Here is a 22,697-nt window from a genome sequence, read left to right as displayed (position 1 = left end):
TTGAAATGTTTTTGCTTTACCAAAAAGGCATTTTGTTGATTTTTTGAGCCTTAAACTGCTAGTAAAGCAGCGCTCATTATACGTAACTTGATAGAGATCACAAAAATAGCGCAATAAAAAAGAGGGATTAAATCCCTCTTTTGACAAAAATATAAGCTTCTACAGGCTTGGTAAACGTTTTAAAGACTTAATCAACTGTAAGTGATGACTAATATCTTTAAACTTATGGCTCTGCTCTTTATCCCACACCACTTGGTAGTAATCTTTAAGCTCTTGCTCCGACACTTTGTTATCCAGCACTTCGTCGTTTTCTGACAACACTACCGTACAATTGCCTTTGTTTTTGGTTCTAAACTCGGTTACGCATTTAGAGGCAATATCGATGTACTCCTCTGGGCGCTCTATTCGGCCCTGCATATTCACTTCTGGGTGCAAATTAGGGTTAAAAATTACCGAAGGAATACCACATAAAAAGCCGATTCGTTCGCTCCAATAACCGCCTAAGCCCACGCCACAAATCACTACTTCTTCGTCAGCACTTAACATTAGCTGTTTGTGCACTTCTTTAAGAAGATGGCTCATGTCATGCCTTGGGTGAATAGTACTGTAGCTAACTGGTCGTACATCGGGGTCGACAAATTGTAACTGCAGCACTTTTTCGTGGTTACCCGGACTTGTTGAGTCAAAGCCGTGTAGATAAATAATCATCTCGCTTTACCTTCCTTAGAATCACACACTAAAAACAAGTGTATTTATAAACTGTTTGTTTCACTAGTCATTTGCGCTATTTTCGCAGCGCGAGCGGCAATTTCTTTATACTGGGCTTGCGCTTCCAACTCAGACCAACTAAGTGGATAGGCTTTGCCAACTAAACGCTCACCATCAGTTACTTCTGTATGATCTAGGCCATCTAACAAGCTAATACTCGCTTCTCGATCATTACAGGCGAGCAATAAATCACAACCAGCATTTAATGCCTGTTTCGCGCGAGCTACATGATCGCCCGCCACCGCCGCCCCTTTCATGCTTAAATCATCACTAAATACTAGGCCTTTAAAAGCTAAGTTTTTGCGTAGAATTTGCTGCAACCAAACTTTTGAAAAGCCTGCTGGCTTATCATCAACTTGCGAGTAAATAACATGCGCTGGCATCACTGCATCTAATTTATTCTGAGCAATCAGCGTGGCAAATACTTGCATGTCTTGTTGCTGAATTTCGGCAAAAGAACGGTTATCACGCGCTTCTAAATGGTGAGTATCTGCCTTTACATTACCATGACCAGGAAAGTGCTTTCCGGTGGCCTTCATACCAGCCACTGACATACCGCCTATAAATGCACTGGCAAGCTGGGTAATCTGTTCTGGCTTGTCGCTAAAAGCACGTTGGCCAATAACATCACTCACACCGTTAATATCTAATACTGGCGCAAAGCTGATATCAATGTCGCAGGCTCGCAGCTCAACAGCCATTAACCAGCCCAAATGTTTTGACCATTCAACAGCCGACAAACCAAGCGCATTGGCTGAATTAGCTATTTGTCCCATTGCGGGGATAGCAGAAAACTGTTCCCTAAAGCGCTGAACACGGCCGCCTTCATGATCAACCGCAATGAGCAAACGCCGTTTACTAGCGGCTCTAATGGTGCGTACCAGCTCAATTAATTGAGCGCGGTCTTGATAGTTGCGACTAAACAAAATAACCCCAGCAACCAAGGGGTGCTGGAGCATTTCAGCTTCTTCAGCACTCAGCTCAGTGCCGAGCAAATCAATAAAAAGAGGACCCATTAATCACTACCAACCAAAGGTAGATTTAGTTTCGGCCTTACGGATCTCTGTCTCATCTGCCCATTCAACTAGACCAGTTTTTAGATCCATTAATCGCATTGTCATTTTGTAATAAACGTCTTTAGTCTTTTTGTTAGTTTTTACGATACTGGCAAGGTTACCGTAGAGCATGTATTCGGCGCCAACCTGTTGGCCAAAAGCAATCGCTTTTGAGGGGTCAACCAAACCACCATCATTTTGGAAATCTAACTGCTCTCGCACTTCAGTTACGCGGGTCATATCAACAAAACGAAACTTGCCAGACTGCAACAATTTGGTGCTAATTGAGTCGGTAACAGACTCAGTATCAATATGTTCAGTCGTTTTATTTTTGATCCGTTCAACAAATACAATTGGGCGATTGTTGGCAGTAATTTCAGCCAACAAAGGAGAAGAGATCATTGAGTCAGTCATTTCGCCAGCAATTTTCTGCAAATCGCTTGAACCAAAAGCAACATCTACGGTTTCAACTTCTTGTGGGTCGCCATAACTCACCTGAGTTGAACACCCAGTTAAGGTAAATGCGAGAACGGATGCTGCTAATACAAGTTTTTTCATGGGATATCTCTCTGTTATTCAACTTCTCTAACATAAATTTTGAAATGGTTAGCGTTGTTGACCAACGCCACCGATTGGACCTGAATTTGTTGCTTGCCGTGCAAGCTTAGCGGCGTCCATGCTGTGGTAGCGTTATTTAGTTGTACATTGTTACTGTCGTACCAATAAAAACGATACTGTAAATTTAAATCACCTTTGTATAAAGATTGTATTGTGGCAACACCACGCAGGCGATCCATACCTTGGTGAGTGGCCGCATCAATAATGGTGAGTTTACGCCCTAAGTTAAGGTTATCTACAATTAGCCATTGTTTACCATCAGGTTTGTCTGAGTCGGCGGCAATTCCTGAAGTATCAGTGGTGCAACCAACCAACAATACGCTTAGTAACAGCAAATATTTCATAGCTTTACCCTCTTCATAAGTTAAATACTTGAGCAGGGGAACCCAAGTCATTGGTTAACACTAAGGTAACCCTTCTAGGCCTTAAAGTAATGTTTGTTGATGGTTCAATTAATCCTTCAAATTCTAGAGTATGTTCTCCAACAGGCAAAGCCTTAACTGCAATCTGCGCTAAGGCAGGAAGGGTTTGCCAACTCCGAGTATCGGCGCGTTCTGACGCAACGTTGTAAATATTAACTAAAGCGTTTGCCCAATTCTCTTCGTCATCGGCCTTATCTTTATTCACTTCTCGCCTAAATTGATCTTTAGTGATAACCCGCAAGATTTGCCGCAGTAGTATGCCGGGTAAATCTTGTTGCAGTTGTTTAGCGGCTAAAGCATCAAACTGCACTAAACGCTCAGTGCCAAACTGCTCTCCATTAACAGCAAGCTTTTGAGGAATGCTGACTTGGGCATTTCCGCTCATTATGGGCAGCGCAACCGTGTAGGTTTCCCAACGATTATGGTTATAAAGTGGCAAGGTAAAACGTGCTTCTTGCCGAGCGGCTACAATTGATTGTTCATGAAGAACAATCAATAAACCCTGTTGTTTGCTTAAGGGAGTGGCTTCAGCTGGGGTATATTTTTTGTAGTCACTCATCGAGAGTTTCTTGCCAAGGCGGGCAACTTCGGCCTGTAAATAACTGTTGTTAGGTGCCAAGGCCAAGGCTTTTCGGTAATCGATGTAAGCATCATCCTCTTGGCCTGCCGCCAAGTACAATGCAGCAGATAAGGCAAACGTTAAACCATTTTGAAAAGCATTATCCAAGGCTTTATCGTTAGAGCTTAATTGCGGATATTCTTGCATTAAATCGTCGTATTGCTTTTTGTAATCCCGTAATTGCTCTTCTAAGCTGATTGGTGCTTCTTGCATGGCTTGTTGTTGAATCATTCCCGCGCGGCGCACTTCGATCAACGCAGACTCTAGGCCATTGCTATGCAGGTAATTTATCGCTTGATAATGATGCAACATAACTTGTTCATATACGGGAATGTGGTACTCAATAAAGTTGTCGTTAGTCGCCAAGGCCGAAACATTCTGTAAGCCCGTTGATAAACGGTACTCGGCTTGTCGAGATAACCAGCTTAGCTGCTCGTCAACGTTTGTGAAATGCGTTTGGCTTTGTTCAAAATCACCGGCTAAGTAACTCATCCGGCCTTTTTCTAATTGCTTGAGGTAGTAGCTATTGTCGCCTCGTTTACCTTCGTCTAATAAATCCGAGGCCAACTCAAATTTTCCTGAACCAAGTTGATAACGGCTAGCGCGTATTTGCTCGTCATAACTCACAAAAAGATCACTAAAAACTGCACTGCTACAACCAAGCAATACGATGCTAGAAAAAAATGCAGCCGCAAATACTCGCGGTTTATGCGAAAGAAAACGCTGAATTTGACGGTTTACTAACATGCACTTGAACATGCGAGGTGCAAAGGCCATTTGTCTTAGCTAAAACTCATCTGGATGAAGAACCTTATTTATAAACTATTTTGCTATGCAGTCCCAACTTAGCAGTAGCCTATTTAGCAAAAAAGCGTCCTAGTTGTGCTTTATTTGAACGATTAGCTTTAGATAAAAGTTTAAAAGGTAAAGTCTTAGTTAAATCAGCCGCTAATATCAGTATAAAAGCGGCCTGCGCGAGTAGAGTTGTGATCTCTTACATAGTAAGAACAGCCAACACAGGGCATACTTTTAACAAAATAAAACAATATAAAAACTATAAATAGCTAACAAGATCGGTTGGTCGAGGAATTATGAAAAAAAAGTCACTGAACGTAGCCTCATCGCTCCAATTTTTTAAAAATATTTCTATTGTTCATCGAGTAAACATTGGATTCGGCTTTCTAGTTTTAATGATGGTACTCACTAATGTATTGTCTTTACAAACCGGCAGTCGCTTCAACCAGCAGCTCGATACCGTAACAGAAGAAGCCACGCCATTAGTGCTACAAAGTAGTCAATTTGCGGTAGATTTACTCACCGCGGATAAATACTTTAAAGATGCCCTAACCTCTAGCGAATCCGATGTGATTAAAGCCAGTAGCGAGGCTTTTGAGCAAAGCGAGTTAGTTTTCATTTCTTCACTTGGCACTTTGCGCTCGATGTCGGAAGGCAATCAAGAGTTGGAATCTCAACTAGATGCACTAAACGCCTTAGATCAAAATTACTTCCAAGTTGCTAAACAGGTAATGAACGACAACATTAATTACCTAGAAGACCTACAGGCTGTCAAGCGCAGCTCCAACCAATTGTCGGTAATGCTTCCGCAACTTAAGAAAAACTTATCAGATAAAGTAGCGGCATTAAACGATGATTACATCCGTTGGGCTGCTGAGAGCTTCTTAAACGCGATGGCCGTTATCGAGCTTAATACCTTAGAAGGCTTAAATACTAGCCAATCTAAAAAAGTGTCGGTCATTCTTAAGCGCAATAACAAGCTAATCAAAAATTTCTTAAGCGCCACCTCTGATTTAGAAGAAGAAATTCCAGAATTACGTAACGATATGGGCCATCAGATTGACCAATTCGTGAAGGACTCAACCAAGTCTGATGGTGTATTGGCCGCACACTTAAAAGTAACCCAAGACAGTGAAGCTATTGCACAACGAGTTGGGGAAACATCGCTACAAATTACTGAAGCTATTAGCCAGCTTTCTAGTATCAATGACATCGCCAACGCTCAAGTAGATAGCGCCTCAGAAAACGCGAATAAAATGCTAGAAGCGAGCCGCATTCAGTTAATTACAGCAATGGTGATTGTGATTCCCCTAGCACTATTGGTAGCCTGGAACGTTGCAAGCTCGATTAAACAACCGCTTAACTTGTTGCTTAAAACACTTAAAGCGGCAGCGGCTGGTGATATGACCGAAACCGTAAAATACCAAAGTACCAACGAATTTGGCCAATTAGCAGACTCAGCTAATAGCATGATGGAGCAAATGCGCTCGGTGCTAAATGATATTAGCCAAGCAGCAGAAAGCCTTTCTAATGTATCTAATGGTAACTCCACTACCCTAAATACAGCCAAGGTTGAGCTAGATAATCAACGCCAAGAAACAGCATCGGTTGCGGCAGCTATGACCGAAATGGAGCAATCGGTTAGAGAGGTTGCTAAAAGCGCTAACATTACTCTAGAAAAAGTAATGGAAGTTGAGGAAGCGGCAAACTCTGGTCGCCAAGTAATGAGCAACAACATCACTACCACCCATCAATTATCTGAAAAATTGGGCCATAGTAGTTCGGTAATTGGCGAAGTTGATAGCATGAGTAACAGCATTGGCTCAATCTTAGATGTAATTAGAGGAATTGCAGACCAAACCAACTTGCTTGCCTTAAACGCAGCAATTGAGGCTGCTCGCGCCGGCGAGCAAGGTCGTGGTTTTGCGGTAGTTGCAGATGAAGTACGAGTATTAGCACAGAAGACAACTAACTCAACAACTGAGATTCAATCTATGATTGAGAATCTGCAAAAGAGTGCTCAACGTGCTGTATCAGTGATGTCTGAATGTTCTTCAGAGATGCAAGCCAGCATTTCTCAAAGCTCTGATGCTAACGGCGCAATGGAAGAAATTCAGGGCATTATTACCCAGATTTCTGATATGAGTAGTCAAATTGCTGCAGCAGCAGAACAACAACAAGCTACCGGAGCTGAGATATCAAACAACCTTAACCGTATATCAGACATCAGTGACGAGAATTATCAAAGCATTGAAATTGTGACCAGCACCAGTGAAGAGCTTGGTGAATTAGCAGGACAGCAAGACTCGCTAGTGAAGCGTTTTACCTTGTAATGTTGCAGTTTTAAGCTGTACTCAGTATCAAAAAAGGCTCCCCAAGGAGCCTTTTTGTTATCTATATACTTCTGAAATAGCGCCCTTACCCACGCCTTCGTAAGCAATAACCTTTAAGCTATGCCCTTCCATCACTTTAGCTAAGGTAGACGCAATATAAGCAGCTAAGTTTTCTACCGTAGTCTCACAGGGCAAAATATCGGTTTCTTGCTTAGGTAGCACCAATTCAAAAAAACCTTGCGGCGATTGGTAAGCAAACGCGTAGTGTTCCTGCCAATCCTGCTGCTCATAAAAGCTGATATCCTGCCGGCTAATCTCATCGCTTTCACTACCAAGGTAAATATTGCGCCACTTCATCGCCCAACTGGTTGCTAAGTCGATATCATATTCGCTATCGACAAGAATTTCGATGGTGGAGCGATGACCATGAGCGATACGCTGACAATTGCCATCGTGTTTTTTCAAGCCATGACTATAGTGGTAATAAGGGCCGTCGATAGATTCATGGCGTAAGGTAATGTCTAAATCTTGAATATTAGATGGCAGCTGTTCCAATACTACACTTTTTACATAGGCAGTTAAGGCGTCGTTACTCACCTCTACCGAATCAATAAAAGTGTAAGCTTCATCTGGGCAACGTAAATGAATGCTTTTTCCATGCGGTCGCATGAAGTCCAATTGAGTATAGCCTTCGCTGGCATTTACCTTACATAAGGGTGAGCGAATCGGAACCAACAGCTTATGATCGACCTTTTCATCTATTAAACGTTTAATCAGCTTTTTTACTTGGCCAAAATCTAACAACATATCCATATCATTAAGTGAGCCACCTAACTCAATGTTGACCAACCAACTCTCCCCCACTAAACCACGGTCGGGGCATAGATAGGTTGAGTCAATAACGGTTAGATCTTTTACAAATAGTTTCATAGTGATACTCATAAACGCGAATGCGGCTCATTATAACGGCAAGCGCATAGATTAGTCATTGCCTCAATACACCTGCAGTCCAAACAGCCACGAACTATGATATGGTTAAACTATGTCATGGAAAGAATAGATATTGATGTGGACCCAATAGCACCTGAACTTCTCAAGCAATTTAATGCCCTTCCTTGTCAAACCGAAGTGCATTTGCAAATCCCTACCCCCACCAAGCCACTACGCTTAAGAAGTCGCCTCATAGGTATCGAACCAGGCATGTGTGTCATCCTATCTCGCGGCATGGATCAAAATTGGGAAGCTGCCAGAGACTTAATTCGAGAAGGTCAGTCAATTGTGGTTCGCATTGTTAACGAAGGTGACCCAAACGCCACTATTTTTGCTTATAGAGGCTCTATATCTAAATTAATGAGTAGTGTTGGCCGATGGGTAGTATTAGATTATCCACGTAACGTGCAAAAAATCAGCTTACGCCAACACAGCAGATTACCCATCTCTCTGCCATGTAAGCTCAACACCAGTGCCGATAGCCAAGAGTCTTTTGATGGTTTACTAAAAGACCTTTCACTTAACGGCGGTGGATTTGTTTCTCGCCCTATTCCTCTACCCTTAACTAAAAAGGCCTTCACCCTAGAGTTAGCCGTGGAAGGGCAAGAAGCATTGTCGATCACAGCCAATATCTGTAATCAGCATTTAGAGCAACGTTCACCCGAAAAGGTCCATTACGGTTTAAGCTTTGATGAAGACGAGCAAACTAAACAGCAGTTCATCGAAAGTGCGCTGCTTGAAATAGTTCAACGAGAAAACAAAACCCCCGGATAAAATCCAAAACATAGTTTCTAGACACAAAAAAAGCGACCCGAGGGTCGCTTTTGAATTAACGGTCAACTTCTAGTCTTTGTTGTACTTGGCAGTACGTGGGAACGCAATGCCATTACTATCAAACAGGTAACACGCTTTAGTTGGCAGACCTACACGTAGTTCATCACCATTTTGAGTTGGGAATTCACTGCGTGCTTTAAAGGTGAAATCAAAGCCTTTAACGTCCATATAAACGTAAGACTCTGAACCTAGGTGCTCAGCAACTACTACTGTACCTGTTATGAAGTTCTCTGCATGAGCATGGGTATCTTCTACCAAGTGCTCTGGGCGGCAACCTAGCTCAATTAAATCACCAACGCTTGCACGGCTAGTGTCTACTGCAATGGTGATAACGTCACCAGTTACCAATTTAACTTTACTTTCTTGCTCACCAGTTTCAACTATCTCGCCTTCAATGAAGTTCATTTTTGGCGAACCAATAAAGCCAGCAACAAATTTGTTAGCAGGGTTATGGTAAAGATCTAACGGAGAACCGTATTGCTCTAAGTTAGTTGCAGCGTTAGGGTCTAGTGGGCTAAGTACCACAATCTTATCCGCTAAGGTCATCGCTTCCACTTGGTCGTGGGTAACGTAGATGATAGTAGATTGTAGTTCTTTGTGAAGTTTAGCAATCTCGATACGCATCTTCACACGAAGTGCAGCATCAAGGTTAGATAGTGGCTCATCAAATAGGAATACGCCCGGCTGTTGTACAATACAACGACCAATTGCAACACGTTGACGCTGACCACCACTTAACTCTTTAGGCTTACGGTCTAAAAGCGGGTCTAAGCCTAGGATGTCAGAAGCATTATCTACACGCTTTGTAATTGTTTCTTTATCAACCTTTTTCAACTTAAGGCCGAAAGACATGTTTTCGCGTAAATCCATATGTGGGTATAGTGCGTAAGACTGGAATACCATACCTACGTTACGCTCTACTGGTGGTACGTCATTCATGAAGTTACCACCAATGTTAAGCTCACCACTCGTAATATCTTCTAAACCAGCAATCATACGTAAAAGTGTAGACTTACCACAACCTGACGGACCAACGAATACTACAAATTCACCGTCTTGAATGTCTAAGTTAATATCACGCAAAGTGTCTTGGTGAATTGCCGGGTCGTAGTTTTTACGTACATTTTTTAGAATTACATCAGCCATTATTAGCTCCAAACTGAGTAAAGCGCTCGCTTTACTCGCAATCAATCTTGTTTTGCGTAGCTACACCAGTAGCTACGCCCAAATAATTTAACCTTTAACACCACCAGCTGTTAACCCGCCGACCAACCAACGTTGAGCCATTAGGAACACTAGCGTGATAGGGAATCCTGACAAAACAGCTGCAGCGGCGAAGTCGCCCCACAAGTAGTTTTGCGGATAGAGATATTGTTGAGCACCTACGGCGAGCGTTAGCTTATCAACATCTTGCATCAAGACAGATGCCATTGGTACTTCGGTAATTACACCAATGAATGCAAGAATGAACACAACTGCCAAAATAGGTACAGAAAGCGGTAACAATACCAATCTAAACGCCTGCCAAGGAGTTGCACCGTCAATAGCTGCAGACTCTTCTAGCGCCGGGTCAATGGTTTCGAAGTAGCCTTTAATGGTCCACACATGTAGTGCAATACCACCAAGGTAAGCGAAGATTAAACCGCCGTGAGTGTTTAGACCCAACCAAGGAATGTAGTCACCAATCTTGTTGAACAAGGCATAAATTGCAACCAAGGCCAATACAGATGGGAACATTTGGAAAATCAACATACCGTTAAGAATTGTAGCTTTACCTTTAAAGCGCATACGAGCAAATGCGTAAGCACTAGTAGTTGATAGAGCAACAATTAATAAGGCTGAGATACCCGCTACTTTAATTGAGTTCCATAACCAAGTTAATACTGGGAATGGAGGAGGTGTTAATGAACCATCAGGGTTTACAACTGTAATCCCCAAGGCCAAACGCCAGTGATCTAAAGTAGGGTTTGATGGAATCAATTCACCTACCGCAAAGTTACCCGTACGGAATGAAATAGTGATTACCATTAATAATGGGAAAATAATTAAACATAGAAACAAACATAGCACTACGTGAGTAGCTAGTTTTCTATATTTCAATGATTTAGGTTGAACCATTGCCATAGTAGCTTCTCCTTACGCCGCTTTATCAGCTTTAGTTAGTTTCAAGTTAATCAATGCGAGTGCACCTACCACTAAGAAAATTAGGGTTGCGATGGCACTAGCTAGACCATAATCCTGACCGCCGTCACCTTGGAAGGCAATTCGGTAGGTATAACTTACAAGTAAGTCGGTTGTACCAGCTGGTGTTGAAGCACCAATAATATCTGGACCACCGTTAGTCAATAACTGAATCAAAACAAAGTTGTTAAAGTTAAAGGCAAAAGAAGCAACCAGTAATGGTGTTAGAGGTTTCATTAACAACGGAACAGTAATGTTGAAGAAGTTGTTAATGGGACCAGCACCATCCATTGCAGATGCTTCGTATAAATCTTCTGGAATAGACTTAAGCATACCCAAACACAAAATCATCATGTAGGGGTAACCCAACCAAGTGTTAACAATCAAAATCATAGACTTGGCCATTACTGGATCAGTAAACCAGTCTGGTTTAATGCCAAACAAGCCATTTAAGATTTCGTTAATTTCACCAAAGTTCTGGTTGAATAAGCCTTTAAACACCAAGATTGAAATAAATGCGGGAATCGCATAGGGAAGAATGAGTACTACGCGGTATATGGCGCGACCTTTAAGCTCCTCCCATTGAATTAGACAAGCTAGCACCATACCGATAGCCAAGGTAAAGGCTACAGATGCTGAAGCAAAAATCACTGTCCAAATGAAGATTTCGATAAACGGTTCTTTAATACCTTTATCGGTAGCAACACGTTCAAAGTTTTTCCAGCCTACGCTAACAGTAAAACCAGGTGCTAAACGGCTGCCAACAAACTGTCCGTCACCGTCAATGTATTGGTAAAAACCTGTTTCCATATTTGGCAGCATGAGCTCGCCAGTCTGGTTGTTACGCAAAATTGAAGGGCCAGGAAGAATAGCACCACTTTCTTTTAGTACTACTCCGTCTTCTAGGCGGGTAAACAATGGCTTCATCGCAGAGAACTTGCGAAGACCATTCATAACCAATTCATGCTCTTCTGGGGTAACCAGTAAGATGCTATTGAAGAACTGACGATGAGAGATAATTTCTTTAATTGGCGCTTTATCCGTTGCAGGAAGAGCGTCAACCTCATGTAATTTAATTCGCTTAGTTTTAAGCGTAAGTTTTCGAGCACGTACATCAGCATTCGACACTACTTCAACAGGACGTGTAACAAACAACTTATCGTCTTGAGATAGTGCTAGAACGTATTTACCTTCAGATTCTTGATGTAACTGAAAGTTAAATGAACCGCCCTTCGCCATGTAAGTCTTCTGGGTATGTAACTGCTCTACCCGCTCTAGCGACAATAAGTTAGTGCCACTATAGTTGGTGAAAGCAATGCCAATGGTATATGCCAGAGGGAAGATGATAAATACAACCATCCCCGCAATGCCGGGGAAGATATATCTGTGCGCATACATTTTTTTACTTAAAAAAACGTAAACACCGGTAGAAACAACAACAAGGGTGAGCAATGCAAATGCATATTCACCACCTGCATACATCAAAACAATTGCATAGCCGTTAAGCAATACAATCGCTGTGATCAGCAGCAGTTTTAGCCAAGCATACTTGCCCTGCATAAAACCTGGAGACGCAGAAAGACCCATCTTATGTACAACCTTTGTATTTGACCGAAATTAATAAAGAGGAGGATAGACCAATATCCTCCTCCTGACCGAAATAATATGACCGTATTATTTCGCTATGCGACGCGCAGCGGCGTCTAGTGCTTTCTCTAGAGGTTGACGACCACTAGTGATGTTGGTTAGAGATGTTGCCATCGCAGACCAGAATTTACCCATTGCAGCTACGTTAGGCATTGGCTCACCATCTTGAGCGTTTGCGAAAGTTGCAGCGATGCGAGGGTCGCTTGAAAGCTCTTCCATGTACGACTTAAGCGCTACAGCACCTAGTGGTACATCGTCATTCACAGATTTCAAGCCTTCATTAGTAACAAGGTAGTTTTCTAGGAATTCTACCGCTAAGTCAGCGTTAGGTGACGCAGAGTTAACCGCACCAGCTAATACACCTACCATTGGCTTAGCTTTGTTACCGTTGATAGTTGGAATGTAAGTTACACCGTAGTTGATGCCACTTTTTTCCATGTTATCCCAAGCCCAAGGACCGTTGATAACCATTGCAACTTCACCTTTGTTAAAGGCAGAGTCCATTACACCGTAGTCAGCGCCTTTTGGCATATGACCATTTTCGATAAGATCTTTAATTACTTGAGCGCCCATTTTAGCGCCGTCAGTTGCTACACCGGTATCTTTAACGTCATAAGTACCGTTTTCGTATTTGAAGATGTAACCACCGTTCGCAGCCAGTAGAGGCCATGAGAAGTAAGTATTGTTGTAATCCCATAGGATAGCGTGCTTACCAGACTTCTGAAGCTCTGTATCTAGAGCTGGGATTTCTTCCCAAGTCTTAGGAGGGTTTGGCACTAAGTCTTTGTTGTAGATAAGACCTACCGCTTCAATAGCGATTGGGTAGCCGTATACTTTGCCGTCGATAGTAACCGCGTTCCAAGCAAAGTCTTCTACTGCTGCTTTTTTTTCAGCACTTGGCTTAAGTTCGGTTAAAAGACCAGCATCAACCCAGTCTCCAAAACGGTCGTGAGCCCATAAGAAAATATCAGGACCTGAACCAGTTGAAGCCGCTTGCTGGAATTTACCAGGGGCATCGTCTGGGTGTGCAACACTTACTTTAACACCAGTATCAGCTTCAAAGCGTTTACCTACTTCAGCCAAGCCGTTGTAGCCTTTATCACCATTTACCCAAATGGTTAATTGGCCTTCTTCAATCGCAGCAAAAGCATTAGATGCCATGCCTAAAGAAGCAACCGCTATAGCAGATGCAAGAATTGTCTTTTTCATTAGCCTTTCCTTAACTGTCGTTATGATTATTTTTGGGTCGCAAGAGTAACTTGCTGAGCTAGATTCTAGCTCATAAGACTGGCTTAACACATGACTCAGCTCGCACTTTTGAAATTATACTACAAACCTCCAAACCGAGGTACAGCCTGCCTCAAGAGGTGATTTAATCACCTAACGGTGGTAATAAAACAACATATCAAACAAAATATAAGCTTGAAAACCTTTCCATGTAGTAATTAAACTACAAAAATGAAATTGATAACCTTTTCAAGCAATCCAATTAACTTAATTGTTATTTTTCAATTGTTCTCTTAAGTTAGGAGGGATTCCTACGATCGTCAATGTATCTGTTGCTTCGTCGTAAAAAACACGATCTCCTAACAATTTTTGTTCGAAACTTACAGACACACCTTTACCTTGACCAAAACATTTAGCCAGCTTTTTGAGTGCGGTACGATCAGCAGGAAACTGCTCTTCAAGAGGGTAATTCTCAGCGGCAAACTGGTAAAAATCTACGTTCTCTTCAGCAGTAGGTAAGGCTTTAGCTAACTCCCCTACTACAATTTCTTCGCCATCCTTTAATTGTTGCTCACAATAAGACTTAACTTCATCTTTATAGGCGAGTTTTTCTTCTTTATCTAACTGAGTGGCTTGGCAATAGTCGTCAACCGCTTGCATCAGCACTGCGTTTTGCATTTTAACATCTAGGCCATCGTCACAGCCCAAAAACTCTACAAAGAAATCAGCAATTTTACGCCCAGCTCTACCTTTAACGTAGGAAACGTATCGCTGAGATTCTGGATTACGTTGCATGTCGGTAATATCAATACGTGCAGCCAGTTGCACAGAGCTCGTTTCTAAATAACGGCTAGCGGTAAGCTCTAAGCTATCGTCTACTGCAGGCGAAGTTTTGTTTTCTAACAGCATAACAAGTAGGTATTCGCCAGCAACGTGCTCGTAGTTGGCCAAAAGCAATACACCTTGTTCAACAAAATCATATTTCTTTAGTTCTTCAACCAATACAGTCCCCGCATCAACACTGTATTTATGAAAATCTACCTCTTGATTGAGCAAGGCATCAAGTTGCTGCTTAAATGGGCTGTCGTTTTCTTGGTTATAAAAACCAAAGCCTTTAGCCGCTCGTCCACTATAGTTGAGATGCAAGCTCTCTATTAAGCTAAGCGCCTCTTCGCTATGAGCCATTTCTTCGGCTCGCGCTTGCAAGCCAATGGTGCCATCTTCAACTAGCTCTAGTGAATGTAAAATAAGGTGTTTTAAGGAAATACTCATAGTCTCTTACTGTTAGTGTTTGCTGACAAGGTGGGGTATTATACGCGTCTTTATTAGCAAATTTGCAGAGAAGTAATGGCAATAGTTTCAAAATATTCCACAGAGCAGGTGGAACAATTACTTAATGATGTACTCAAAGTAGTCGACAATCACAATGTAACCACTGATTTGGCGCTAATGGTACTGGGCAATGCAGCTACCTGTATGATCAATCAGCGTGTTGCGCCTGAGCAAAGAAAAAAGCTCACCGAGGGCTTTGCCAAAGCGCTAAAGAATTCGATTAACGAAGAAAAATAAGCACACTAAAGGATTTTCTGTCTCGCAATGGTAAATAGCTCAAAACAGTACCGCGACAAAGTGTCTCAGCTTATCAGCTGGGGCCACTGGTTTTGTTTATCGAATATAATTCTGGCCTTAATTGTTGGTCTACGTTATCTGGTTCTGGCTACGCCACCGGAATCATTTTTAGGTCAAAGCTATTTAATAGTGAGTTGGTTAGGACAATTCTCCTTTATAGCCTTTGTTATTTTCTTGCTCACCCTGTTCCCTCTCAGTTTTGTTATACCTAGTAATCGCTCAATGCGTTTTGTGGGGGCATTGTTCGCCACCATCGGAATAAGTTTGCTAATTGTCGATACTGAGGTTTTTGCTACTTTTAATTTGCACCTAAATCCAGCTTTGTTGGAACTACTTGTCGATGAGGAGCAAAACAGCCAAGCAAATACGCTTAATTTATTGTTTGTATCAGTACCCTTCATCTTTTTATTAGAGCTTTGGCTTGCAAAACTGTGTTGGAAGTATTTACGCCGCCTAGAACACAAACGCTTAGGCGGACCGATTGCTGGTGTCTTATTCATCTGTTTTTTATTAACCCACTTTGTACACGCTTGGGCCGATGCAACCAACTACACCACCATTACTCGACAAAAGAATAACTACCCCTTGTTCTACCCGCTTACGGCGCGAAGCTTCCTGCAAGAGCAAGGCATTTTTGATGTAGACGCCTACTACAAGCAAATCAAAGCTCAAGAGCAAGAGCAGCAAGGGCAACTTCGCTACCCTATCTCACCGCTTAAATACGACCAAGTTGAACAACGTTACAACCTAATGCTTGTAGTTGTAGAAGGTTTACGCTGGGACATGCTTAATCAACAAGCAATGCCAAATAGCTGGAAGCAAGCAAAACGCTCTAGTCAGTTTTTTAGCCACTACAGTGGTAGCAATAAACCCCAAGAAGGTTTATTTAGTTTGTTCTACGGTATCCCAACTAGCTATTGGCCGAGCTTTAAAACCGAAAGCCAAGGCTCTGTACTGGTGTCTGCACTTCAAGACAGCAATTATCAAATTGAATTATTTAGCAGTCGCGGCTTAAACCTTCCTGAATTAGCTGGGACCAGCTTTAGCGAGCTTTCAAACCTTGATATGACCAAATGGCCAGGCGGGGCAGCTGGCGATGAGAAAGCGGTACAGGAATGGCTAATGTGGCAGCAAAGCCAATATGCTCAACTTCCTTGGTTTAACTTTTTGTATCTAAATGGCGTTGCCGCATACGATGATGGCAGTGGTGAAACCATGAGTGAAGTGACGCCTGAGTCCTTAAGCCAACACTACTCAGACGCCGCAACGGTTGTCGATTTGCAACTGAACAAGGTATACCAACAATTGGCTCAAAGCGGTCAGTTAGAGCGCACCATCTTAGTGGTTACATCCGACTACGGAAACGAGCTAAATGATGGAAATAGCAACTATTGGGGTAACAATAGCAACTTTAGCCGCTATCAAACTCAAGTGCCTTTATTCATTAGCTGGCCAGATAGAAATCCCTCACTGTTGCACAGTGATACCAGCCACAACGACATTATGCCTACCCTACTTGAAGAAATGCTTGCAGTAGCATCTACCAGCGCAAACTATAGTATCGGGCAAAACTTGTTTAAAAAGCGTAAGCGCGATTGGATACTAATTGGTAATCAAGAACAACAAGCGGTTGTTCAACACAACCAAATTACCCTCTTCAATCAGTCGGGTAGTTATCAGGTTTTAGATCGCGATCTAAAATCCAGCAACGCCCGTGTGTCGGTACCAATGTTGGTACAAGTATTAAACGACTTAAAACGTTTTTATCAACCACAACAATAATTTGTACATTGAGTGAACACTTAAGCACAAAAACCAGAGCAGTGTATTGACAGCACCCTGATAGCTAAGTAAATTCAGTGCTCAAATCGGAACGTAGCGCAGCCTGGTAGCGCACCGTCATGGGGTGTCGGGGGTCGGAGGTTCAAATCCTCTCGTTCCGACCAAATAGCAGCCCGTAGCTCAAAGAGCTACGGGCTTTTTTATCTGAAATACCAAGCTGGCAACAATTGCCCTCCCGTCTCTAGGATGACCTTTCAACACCCTTTTTTTACACCATTTTCCGAACTATTGTTACTTACAACATCGCCCGTTTAAGCCTGTTTCAACACACTGTGCTATACGCCAGAAAGCCTTCTTACAGAATTCCTCAAGCCTCGTAGCTAGTTGATAATTATCAAGCCTGTTTGTTAAAGCCAAGCCTATAGTACATGGGTTAAGAGATAGGTAAGGAAACCATATGATTTATAGCCTTTTGCTAATTAGCCACCTCGTTGCAGCAACGGTTTGGACTGGTGGGCACATAGTGTTGAGTACTGTGATTTTGCCCAAAGTATTAAAAGCTAAAACACCACAAATGTTGTTAGATTTTGAGCAAAGTTTTGAAAAGGTGGGAATGCCAGCGCTGATCATTCAAGTGATTACCGGCTTATTGCTGGCCTATCGATGGCTTCCAGACCTGAGCTTAGGGTTTGCTTTTAATAACCCCATAAGTCACGCCATAGCCACAAAGTTATTATTACTCTCCCTAACATTTGGCTTAGCTATAGATGCCAAGTTAAGAGTGTTACCTAACTTATCTGAAGAAAAGCTATGGGACATGGCCTTTCACATTATAGGAGTGACCATATTAAGTATTGGCTTTGTAATCGTAGGTCTTTCTTTTCGCTTAGGTTGGTTTGCTTAAACTTCAGACTCTGCAATCAGCGCCGATAAATACTCAAGCCACCGCTCAGTTTGTTTACTCTGTTCAATGCTGTGCGCGCGTTGCGCGGCATTGTAGGCTTGCTGGTAGTCTTTTGTTTCCACCAGTACCTCCACTAACAATAATTGTGCCTTAGCTTCCTGCCCTTCTTGTTTAGCCAAGTTTAAGGCTTTAATTGCTTGCGAGTACTGCTTATTTAGCAACAACACTCGCGCTAACTGCAGATTATACTTTGGCTCTTGTTGAGCCAACTTTTGCCAATAGTCAGCAGAGTGCTGCCACTCTCTTGCTTGCTGCCATAACTGAGCTTGGCGCTTTAATAGCTGAAGATCAGAGCCAGCATTATCCAACTGTGCATACGCCATGGCGGCTTTTTCTGGTACTTGCAAGTATGCGTATAACTGCGCTTTATGCTTAAGTAAGTGTTGTCCTAAAGACAAGCCAGAGCGCTCAGCAGAAACCAAGGTAGATAAGGCTTTCTGGTGTTGTTGAGTTTGACTATACAAGGCGCTTAATTGCTGCCACCAGCGCAGGGTTTCTGGCGCTAAGGCAAGTAGCGCTTTATTGGTTTCAATAGCGGCTTTTAGCTGCTTGAGTTGCACTTGAGCAACAAAGCGCATGGTTAGTGGATTAATATCCAAGCTTTGCAGCTTTTCTAGCTCAGCAAGTTGCTCAAGCACCGAAGGCCAGTCTTGCAATTGATAGTAAACATAGGCCAAGTTGTTTCTTAACCTTTGCCATTGAGACGGGCTAAGCACGATAGTTAACTCTGGTTGGCTAGCTCGAGAAACCAGTATATCAAAATGCTTTAACGCGGCTTCAACTTGCTGTTCGTTGAGTAAGATTTCCGCCAACATATTGCGGGTTTCCCAGGCTTGTTGGGGAGCCAGCACATTTAACTCCACCGATTCGCTTAGCTTTGCTATGGCTAAAGCTGGCTGGTCGTCTCGCCAGTAATAATCTCCCAGCACTCTCGCGACATAGGCTTGGTCATAGCTGGCGCTTGGAGAAAGTTGTTCTAATTGGTCAATGGCTTTGCCTAACTCACCTTCTTGTTGAAGCTGAAACGCTCGCAGTACTAGCTCGGCATTTTTTCGATTAAGCTCCTGCGCACTTAGCTGCTGAGCAGCCAAGCCACAAACACATAGAATTAGCAGTACAGCCCTAATCATCAGAAATCTCAAAATCAATGGTCACAGTATGGTCAGTTATTTTTGCGGCTTTACCATCAATTAACTGCGGTTGATAACGCCAGCGAGATAAGGCTTTAAATGCTTCCCGTTCAAATACACCCTTTGGATTAGCCTCTATCACTTTAATGTCTTCTACCTGCCCGGCTTCATTGATGGATATGCTAAACGTTACGTAGCCTTCAAGGTTGCGCCTTTTAGCGCGTGCAGGATACTGAGGCTGAACCCGATGCAAAGGCATTATTTCTTGCTGCTGAACACTGGCTATTTTGGGTAAGCTTGGTGCCGATAAACTTAAAGCAGTCACACTGCTCTCAAAGCTTATACTCGACATGGCTAAAGCACTAAGTTGTTGGTTGCTTGCCGAAGCCTGCTCTGGTGCGCTCATTGCGCTAGTGCTTGGTGCTTCCGGCATGGGCTCAGGGGGTTCAGGTAATCGGCGTTGCCTACGTTGGGCTACGCTTTCTGGCTGCTGCAACTGAATAAACAAACTCGGTTTGGCTGAGTTATCTTCTGGAACACTGCGCTGAAAATGCACCATCGAGTTCATAGCCACAAACAAACTTAAGGCCAATAACACAGCAAGCGGGCTTATTAATAGCAAACGAAGCATTAAGGTGACTCGGTTGCTAAAGCAATGTCTTGAATACCGGCCGCTTTAGCGCCATCCATTACTTTTACCACAGTTCCGTTATAGGCGTGTTTGTCAGCCTGAATCACCAATTTTGCACTGGGTTGTTCCAATAGCATGTGTTCTAAATTGGCCTGAACTCGTTCTACATCAATTACTCGTTGATCAATGTAAATTCGATTTTGTGCATCTACCGCAATAAAGATCCCTGCGTTAGCTTGGGCAACGGCATTGCTGGCTTGGGGCCTTTGCACTTCCATGCCCGACTCTCTAACAAAAGAGCTGGTTACAATAAAGAAAATCAACATGATAAAAACAATATCTAGCATTGAAGTAAGGTCCACTTGGGCCTCTTCGTGCTGCTGTCTGCGATGACCTAATCTCATCGGCGACTCCTTAACAATCTCTCTAAGTGCAACTGCTTACGCTGACTAAAACGCAACAACCGCGAATAAACAAACATGCTAGTAAGTGCCGCAACCATACCCGCCATAGTTGGCAGTGTGGCCCTAGCAATACCGGCAGCCATTAACCGGGGGTCGGCATTGCCTTGGTTAGCCATGGTGTCAAATACCACTATCATGCCAGTTACGGTGCCAAGCAAACCCAACATAGGGCAAAGCGCTACCAGTAACTTCAATATATTGAAATGTCGTTTTAAGGCATTTTCAGCCTCACTCAACCACGCATTACGCTGCCACAGCGCCAACCAAGAGCTCTGTTCGCTACGCGCGTCCCAGCGAGATGTCCAAGCCAGTTGTAATCGAGGGAAATCCCAGGCAATAAACAATACTCGCTCTAAACAAAGCAACCAAAAACAAGCAACCACTGCCACCAGCGCCCAAAGAACTGGACCACCTCGTAGCATAAACTCGTTGATATTGGCCCAGTCAGGAAACTGGTTAATTATCTCAAGCAGCATTGTCGCTTACAGCCTTTAAGCTATGGTTGGCCTCGGCGCGTTGTGCTACTAAACCTAAGCTTTGTTTTTCCAGTATGTTGCGAATGGCTTCGGCTTGCGCATGCAAAATGTTGTGTGATAACAATAACGGCATGGCCGAAATAAGACCTAGCACGGTAGTGACTAGCGCCATAGAAATACCACTGGCCATTACTTTAGGATCGGCATTACCAAACTGAGTAATCACTTGGAAGGTTTCAATCATGCCGGTCACGGTACCAAGCAAACCTAACATTGGCGCAAGCGCTGCTAGTAATTTAATCATGCTTAAGCCGCGCTCTAGCTGTTGTTGCTCATCCACTATTTGCTCAAGCAAACGCAGTTCAATGGCCTCAATGGCTTGATCTTGGTCTGCCTTGTAAGCTTGTAATACTCGCCCAAGCGGGTTGTTTTGCGGCTGCTCTGGTCGTTTAAGTTGCGCGTTAATTTGGCTGCGCGTAATAAACAAACGTAAACCGCGATATAAGGCAATCAGCATACCAATCGCAAATAGGCCAGCGATAATTTTACCCACCACCCCTCCATGGGCAAAACGTTGGGCTAAACTGGGCTGCTCGGCCAGTTGTTGCAATAAGCCGCCGTGGCTTGGGTCAAGGCTAACAATGGCGTTACTGCCTTGTTGCAACCCACCGATAGTTGGCGTCAAATCTGGCTGCACAATATAAGACTTAGCTTGTGTGCCATCCCATGCTACATAGCCTTGTTGGTTAACCAAGCCAAAACCACCTAAGCGCAGCAAGCTTTGCTGTTGTAGTTGCCCTTCTCCATCAAAGTAAGGCAGCTCAAGTAAGGTTATTTGAGCACTGGCTTGAATAGCACTTACATAGGCTTGCCACAAACCTTCTAGTTCTTGCATTGAGGGCAGCGCTCGTGCCTGTTCAATAGTGGCTAAAGTGGCTAACACTTCTGGTTTATCTGCAACTAAGGCGCTGGATTGCAATTCTAAGTTCAGTTCTTTGGCGGCTTGTCTTACTACCCCAAAAAGTTCACCTAAGCTGCCTGTAGCAAGGTGAAGCTCTGTTTCCAATTCAGCTAAAGATTTTTCATTATTGGCGAAAGCACCACTTAATTGATCGGTGTCGGCTATCAAGGCATCACGCTGGGCTAGTAATGCCGCTTGGCGCTTTTTAAGTGTGGCTAAATCTTGCTCAAAACCCTGCTCTCGGTTTTGGTTATGCTGCTGCTCTTGCTGCTGAGCTTGCTGGGTGGTAGTTAACAAGTTTTCTTGAGCTACAGCGAGGTGACTTGTCAACGCCACTAAACCTACTAATAATAAGTGTCTCATTTCAGCTCCTCCGCACTAATTGCTAAAGGCAGCGTTAGCAAGCTCGGCGCAGCAACTTTATGCGCCACGTCAAAGGCGATACGGGCATCGTTATGTTCTTTATTAGCCAGGGCTTGCCACTGTTGTTGATTTTGGCTCCAGGCCCAATAGTGTTGATGATCTAAACTGCGGGCAATTAAACTCACTCGGCCAAGGTTTAATAGCTCAACCTGTCGCAATCCATCTAGCTCAATTTGCGCTTCATAGCTGCCCAGCTTAAGGCCGTAATCTAATTCAATTTGGTAGGCTTCTAGTATTCGGCGATATTTCTCTGAATCACTTATATCGGCTTGGCTCATAAGTGCATTCAAATTAGCTAAGCGTTGTTGGCGCTGCTCAGTTCGAATCGGTAGATCTTGGCTCTGTAGCTCTGCTAATCCGTCAAGCATTTGATACATCATTGGCACCACACCCAAACGGGTAGAATCAATTTGAGTAAGTTGAGACTCTAAGCTTAACTGCTCTGCTTGCTGACTCTCGACCAAACGCTCGAGGTGATTTTTATAAATGCTAAGTTGATTAATCTCACGCTCCAAAGCTTGAATTTCAGCATCTAGAGCCAGCGCTTCATCACTAGACTTATCAATACGTTGCTGGCTGTGCTTGGCTTGGTCAATAATTTGCCCTTCAAGATCACGAGCTTGATTTAATTGCTCAGCCTGAGTGCTAAAAGAAAAGCTTGCGATTAAGCAAGTGGCCAAAATGAGCCTTTTTACTCGAAGAAAATCACTAAACATGAGTCATTCCGATAGATTAATAAAGCCAGCTT

Annotated in this window: 22 protein-coding genes and 1 tRNA gene; 6 read left to right on the top strand and 17 right to left on the bottom strand. The window is 43.2% G+C overall.

The features are described 5' to 3' along the window. Window positions 1-159 precede the first annotated feature (159 nt). The 5 genes from ycfP to G6R11_RS13130 are packed head-to-tail and all read right to left on the bottom strand — an operon-like array spanning window position 160 to window position 4,259. Entirely contained in the window at window positions 160-708 is a 549-nt protein-coding gene (gene ycfP / locus G6R11_RS13150; RefSeq protein WP_163133534.1) for an alpha/beta hydrolase YcfP, read from the bottom strand. Window positions 709-752: 44 nt separating this feature from the next. After that, window positions 753-1,784, bottom strand: a complete 1,032-nt coding sequence (gene nagZ, locus G6R11_RS13145) for a beta-N-acetylhexosaminidase (protein ID WP_163133533.1) — start codon at window positions 1,782-1,784, stop codon at window positions 753-755. Window positions 1,785-1,790: 6 nt separating this feature from the next. After that, window positions 1,791-2,381, bottom strand: coding sequence for a penicillin-binding protein activator LpoB (gene lpoB / locus G6R11_RS13140; protein ID WP_163133532.1), 591 nt, complete (start codon window positions 2,379-2,381; stop codon window positions 1,791-1,793). A gap of 14 nt (window positions 2,382-2,395) precedes the next feature. After that, on the bottom strand, window positions 2,396-2,785 hold the full coding sequence (locus tag G6R11_RS13135; protein WP_163133531.1) for a YcfL family protein: 390 nt from the start codon (window positions 2,783-2,785) through the stop codon (window positions 2,396-2,398). 13 nt (window positions 2,786-2,798) lie between these two features. Continuing rightward, entirely contained in the window at window positions 2,799-4,259 is a 1,461-nt protein-coding gene (locus tag G6R11_RS13130; RefSeq protein ID WP_163133530.1) for a COG3014 family protein, read from the bottom strand. Between the two features lie 413 nt (window positions 4,260-4,672). On the opposite strand from G6R11_RS13130, the gene G6R11_RS13125 reads away from it, so the two are divergent. Beyond that, window positions 4,673-6,610, top strand: a complete 1,938-nt coding sequence (locus G6R11_RS13125) for a methyl-accepting chemotaxis protein (protein ID WP_163133529.1) — start codon at window positions 4,673-4,675, stop codon at window positions 6,608-6,610. A 57-nt stretch (window positions 6,611-6,667) separates the two neighbouring features. On the opposite strand, the gene G6R11_RS13120 is transcribed toward G6R11_RS13125, so the two are convergent. Next, window positions 6,668-7,540: a 6-carboxytetrahydropterin synthase gene (locus G6R11_RS13120; protein ID WP_163133528.1), complete on the bottom strand. Its 873-nt coding sequence runs from the start codon at window positions 7,538-7,540 to the stop codon at window positions 6,668-6,670. A gap of 117 nt (window positions 7,541-7,657) precedes the next feature. Between G6R11_RS13120 and G6R11_RS13115 the strand changes: the two genes are divergently transcribed. Beyond that, window positions 7,658-8,374 (top strand): PilZ domain-containing protein, encoded by a 717-nt coding sequence (locus G6R11_RS13115; protein WP_163133527.1) that lies wholly within the window; start codon window positions 7,658-7,660, stop codon window positions 8,372-8,374. A 69-nt stretch (window positions 8,375-8,443) separates the two neighbouring features. On the opposite strand, the gene G6R11_RS13110 is transcribed toward G6R11_RS13115, so the two are convergent. The 5 genes from G6R11_RS13110 to yejK all read right to left on the bottom strand — a co-directional run bounded on the left by G6R11_RS13110 (window position 8,444) and on the right by yejK (window position 14,761). After that, window positions 8,444-9,580: an ABC transporter ATP-binding protein gene (locus tag G6R11_RS13110; RefSeq protein ID WP_163133526.1), complete on the bottom strand. Its 1,137-nt coding sequence runs from the start codon at window positions 9,578-9,580 to the stop codon at window positions 8,444-8,446. A gap of 87 nt (window positions 9,581-9,667) precedes the next feature. Then, window positions 9,668-10,558: a maltose ABC transporter permease MalG gene (gene malG, locus G6R11_RS13105; protein WP_163133525.1), complete on the bottom strand. Its 891-nt coding sequence runs from the start codon at window positions 10,556-10,558 to the stop codon at window positions 9,668-9,670. A 12-nt stretch (window positions 10,559-10,570) separates the two neighbouring features. After that, entirely contained in the window at window positions 10,571-12,202 is a 1,632-nt protein-coding gene (gene malF / locus G6R11_RS13100) for a maltose ABC transporter permease MalF (RefSeq protein WP_163133524.1), read from the bottom strand. An 87-nt stretch (window positions 12,203-12,289) separates the two neighbouring features. Beyond that, window positions 12,290-13,471 carry a maltose/maltodextrin ABC transporter substrate-binding protein MalE gene (gene malE, locus G6R11_RS13095; RefSeq protein WP_163133523.1) on the bottom strand — a complete coding sequence of 394 codons (1,182 nt, stop codon included), beginning with the start codon at window positions 13,469-13,471 and terminating at the stop codon, window positions 12,290-12,292. Between the two features lie 285 nt (window positions 13,472-13,756). Continuing rightward, window positions 13,757-14,761 (bottom strand): nucleoid-associated protein YejK, encoded by a 1,005-nt coding sequence (gene yejK / locus G6R11_RS13090; protein WP_163133522.1) that lies wholly within the window; start codon window positions 14,759-14,761, stop codon window positions 13,757-13,759. Between the two features lie 75 nt (window positions 14,762-14,836). Between yejK and G6R11_RS13085 the strand changes: the two genes are divergently transcribed. The 4 genes from G6R11_RS13085 (at window position 14,837) to G6R11_RS13070 (ending at window position 17,804) form a co-directional block, all read left to right on the top strand. Beyond that, entirely contained in the window at window positions 14,837-15,058 is a 222-nt protein-coding gene (locus G6R11_RS13085) for a DUF1414 domain-containing protein (RefSeq protein ID WP_163133521.1), read from the top strand. Between the two features lie 27 nt (window positions 15,059-15,085). After that, window positions 15,086-16,900, top strand: a complete 1,815-nt coding sequence (locus G6R11_RS13080) for a DUF3413 domain-containing protein (RefSeq protein ID WP_163133520.1) — start codon at window positions 15,086-15,088, stop codon at window positions 16,898-16,900. 87 nt (window positions 16,901-16,987) lie between these two features. Then, window positions 16,988-17,064, top strand: a tRNA-Pro gene (locus tag G6R11_RS13075). A 293-nt stretch (window positions 17,065-17,357) separates the two neighbouring features. Beyond that, window positions 17,358-17,804 (top strand): copper resistance protein CopD, encoded by a 447-nt coding sequence (locus G6R11_RS13070; protein ID WP_205472803.1) that lies wholly within the window; start codon window positions 17,358-17,360, stop codon window positions 17,802-17,804. Here the strand turns inward: G6R11_RS13070 and G6R11_RS13065 are convergent. Genes G6R11_RS13065 through G6R11_RS13040 form a run of 6 tightly spaced genes read right to left on the bottom strand, consistent with a single transcriptional unit; the run spans window position 17,801 to window position 22,665 of the window. Continuing rightward, window positions 17,801-18,994, bottom strand: coding sequence for a hypothetical protein (locus G6R11_RS13065; protein WP_163133519.1), 1,194 nt, complete (start codon window positions 18,992-18,994; stop codon window positions 17,801-17,803). The genes G6R11_RS13070 and G6R11_RS13065 overlap by 4 nt on opposite strands. Beyond that, a complete protein-coding gene (locus tag G6R11_RS13060; protein WP_163133518.1) occupies window positions 18,987-19,625 on the bottom strand; it encodes a TonB family protein in 639 nt (212 codons plus the stop codon). Before G6R11_RS13060 ends, G6R11_RS13065 begins: the two co-directional genes overlap by 8 nt. Then, on the bottom strand, window positions 19,625-20,029 hold the full coding sequence (locus G6R11_RS13055; protein ID WP_163133517.1) for a biopolymer transporter ExbD: 405 nt from the start codon (window positions 20,027-20,029) through the stop codon (window positions 19,625-19,627). The genes G6R11_RS13060 and G6R11_RS13055 overlap by 1 nt, the downstream gene beginning before the upstream one ends. Next, window positions 20,026-20,565 (bottom strand): MotA/TolQ/ExbB proton channel family protein, encoded by a 540-nt coding sequence (locus G6R11_RS13050; protein WP_163133516.1) that lies wholly within the window; start codon window positions 20,563-20,565, stop codon window positions 20,026-20,028. The genes G6R11_RS13055 and G6R11_RS13050 overlap by 4 nt, the downstream gene beginning before the upstream one ends. Further along, entirely contained in the window at window positions 20,555-21,889 is a 1,335-nt protein-coding gene (locus tag G6R11_RS13045; RefSeq protein WP_163133515.1) for a MotA/TolQ/ExbB proton channel family protein, read from the bottom strand. Before G6R11_RS13045 ends, G6R11_RS13050 begins: the two co-directional genes overlap by 11 nt. Then, a complete protein-coding gene (locus G6R11_RS13040) occupies window positions 21,886-22,665 on the bottom strand; it encodes a DUF3450 domain-containing protein (protein WP_163133514.1) in 780 nt (259 codons plus the stop codon). The genes G6R11_RS13045 and G6R11_RS13040 overlap by 4 nt, the downstream gene beginning before the upstream one ends. Window positions 22,666-22,697 lie beyond the last annotated feature (32 nt).

The sequence above is a fragment of the Agarivorans sp. Alg241-V36 genome (assembly GCF_900537085.1).
Taxonomy (GTDB): Bacteria; Pseudomonadota; Gammaproteobacteria; order Enterobacterales; family Celerinatantimonadaceae; genus Agarivorans.
Note: the sequence above shows the minus strand (reverse complement) of the source record. Positions and strands in the feature narration are given on the sequence as shown.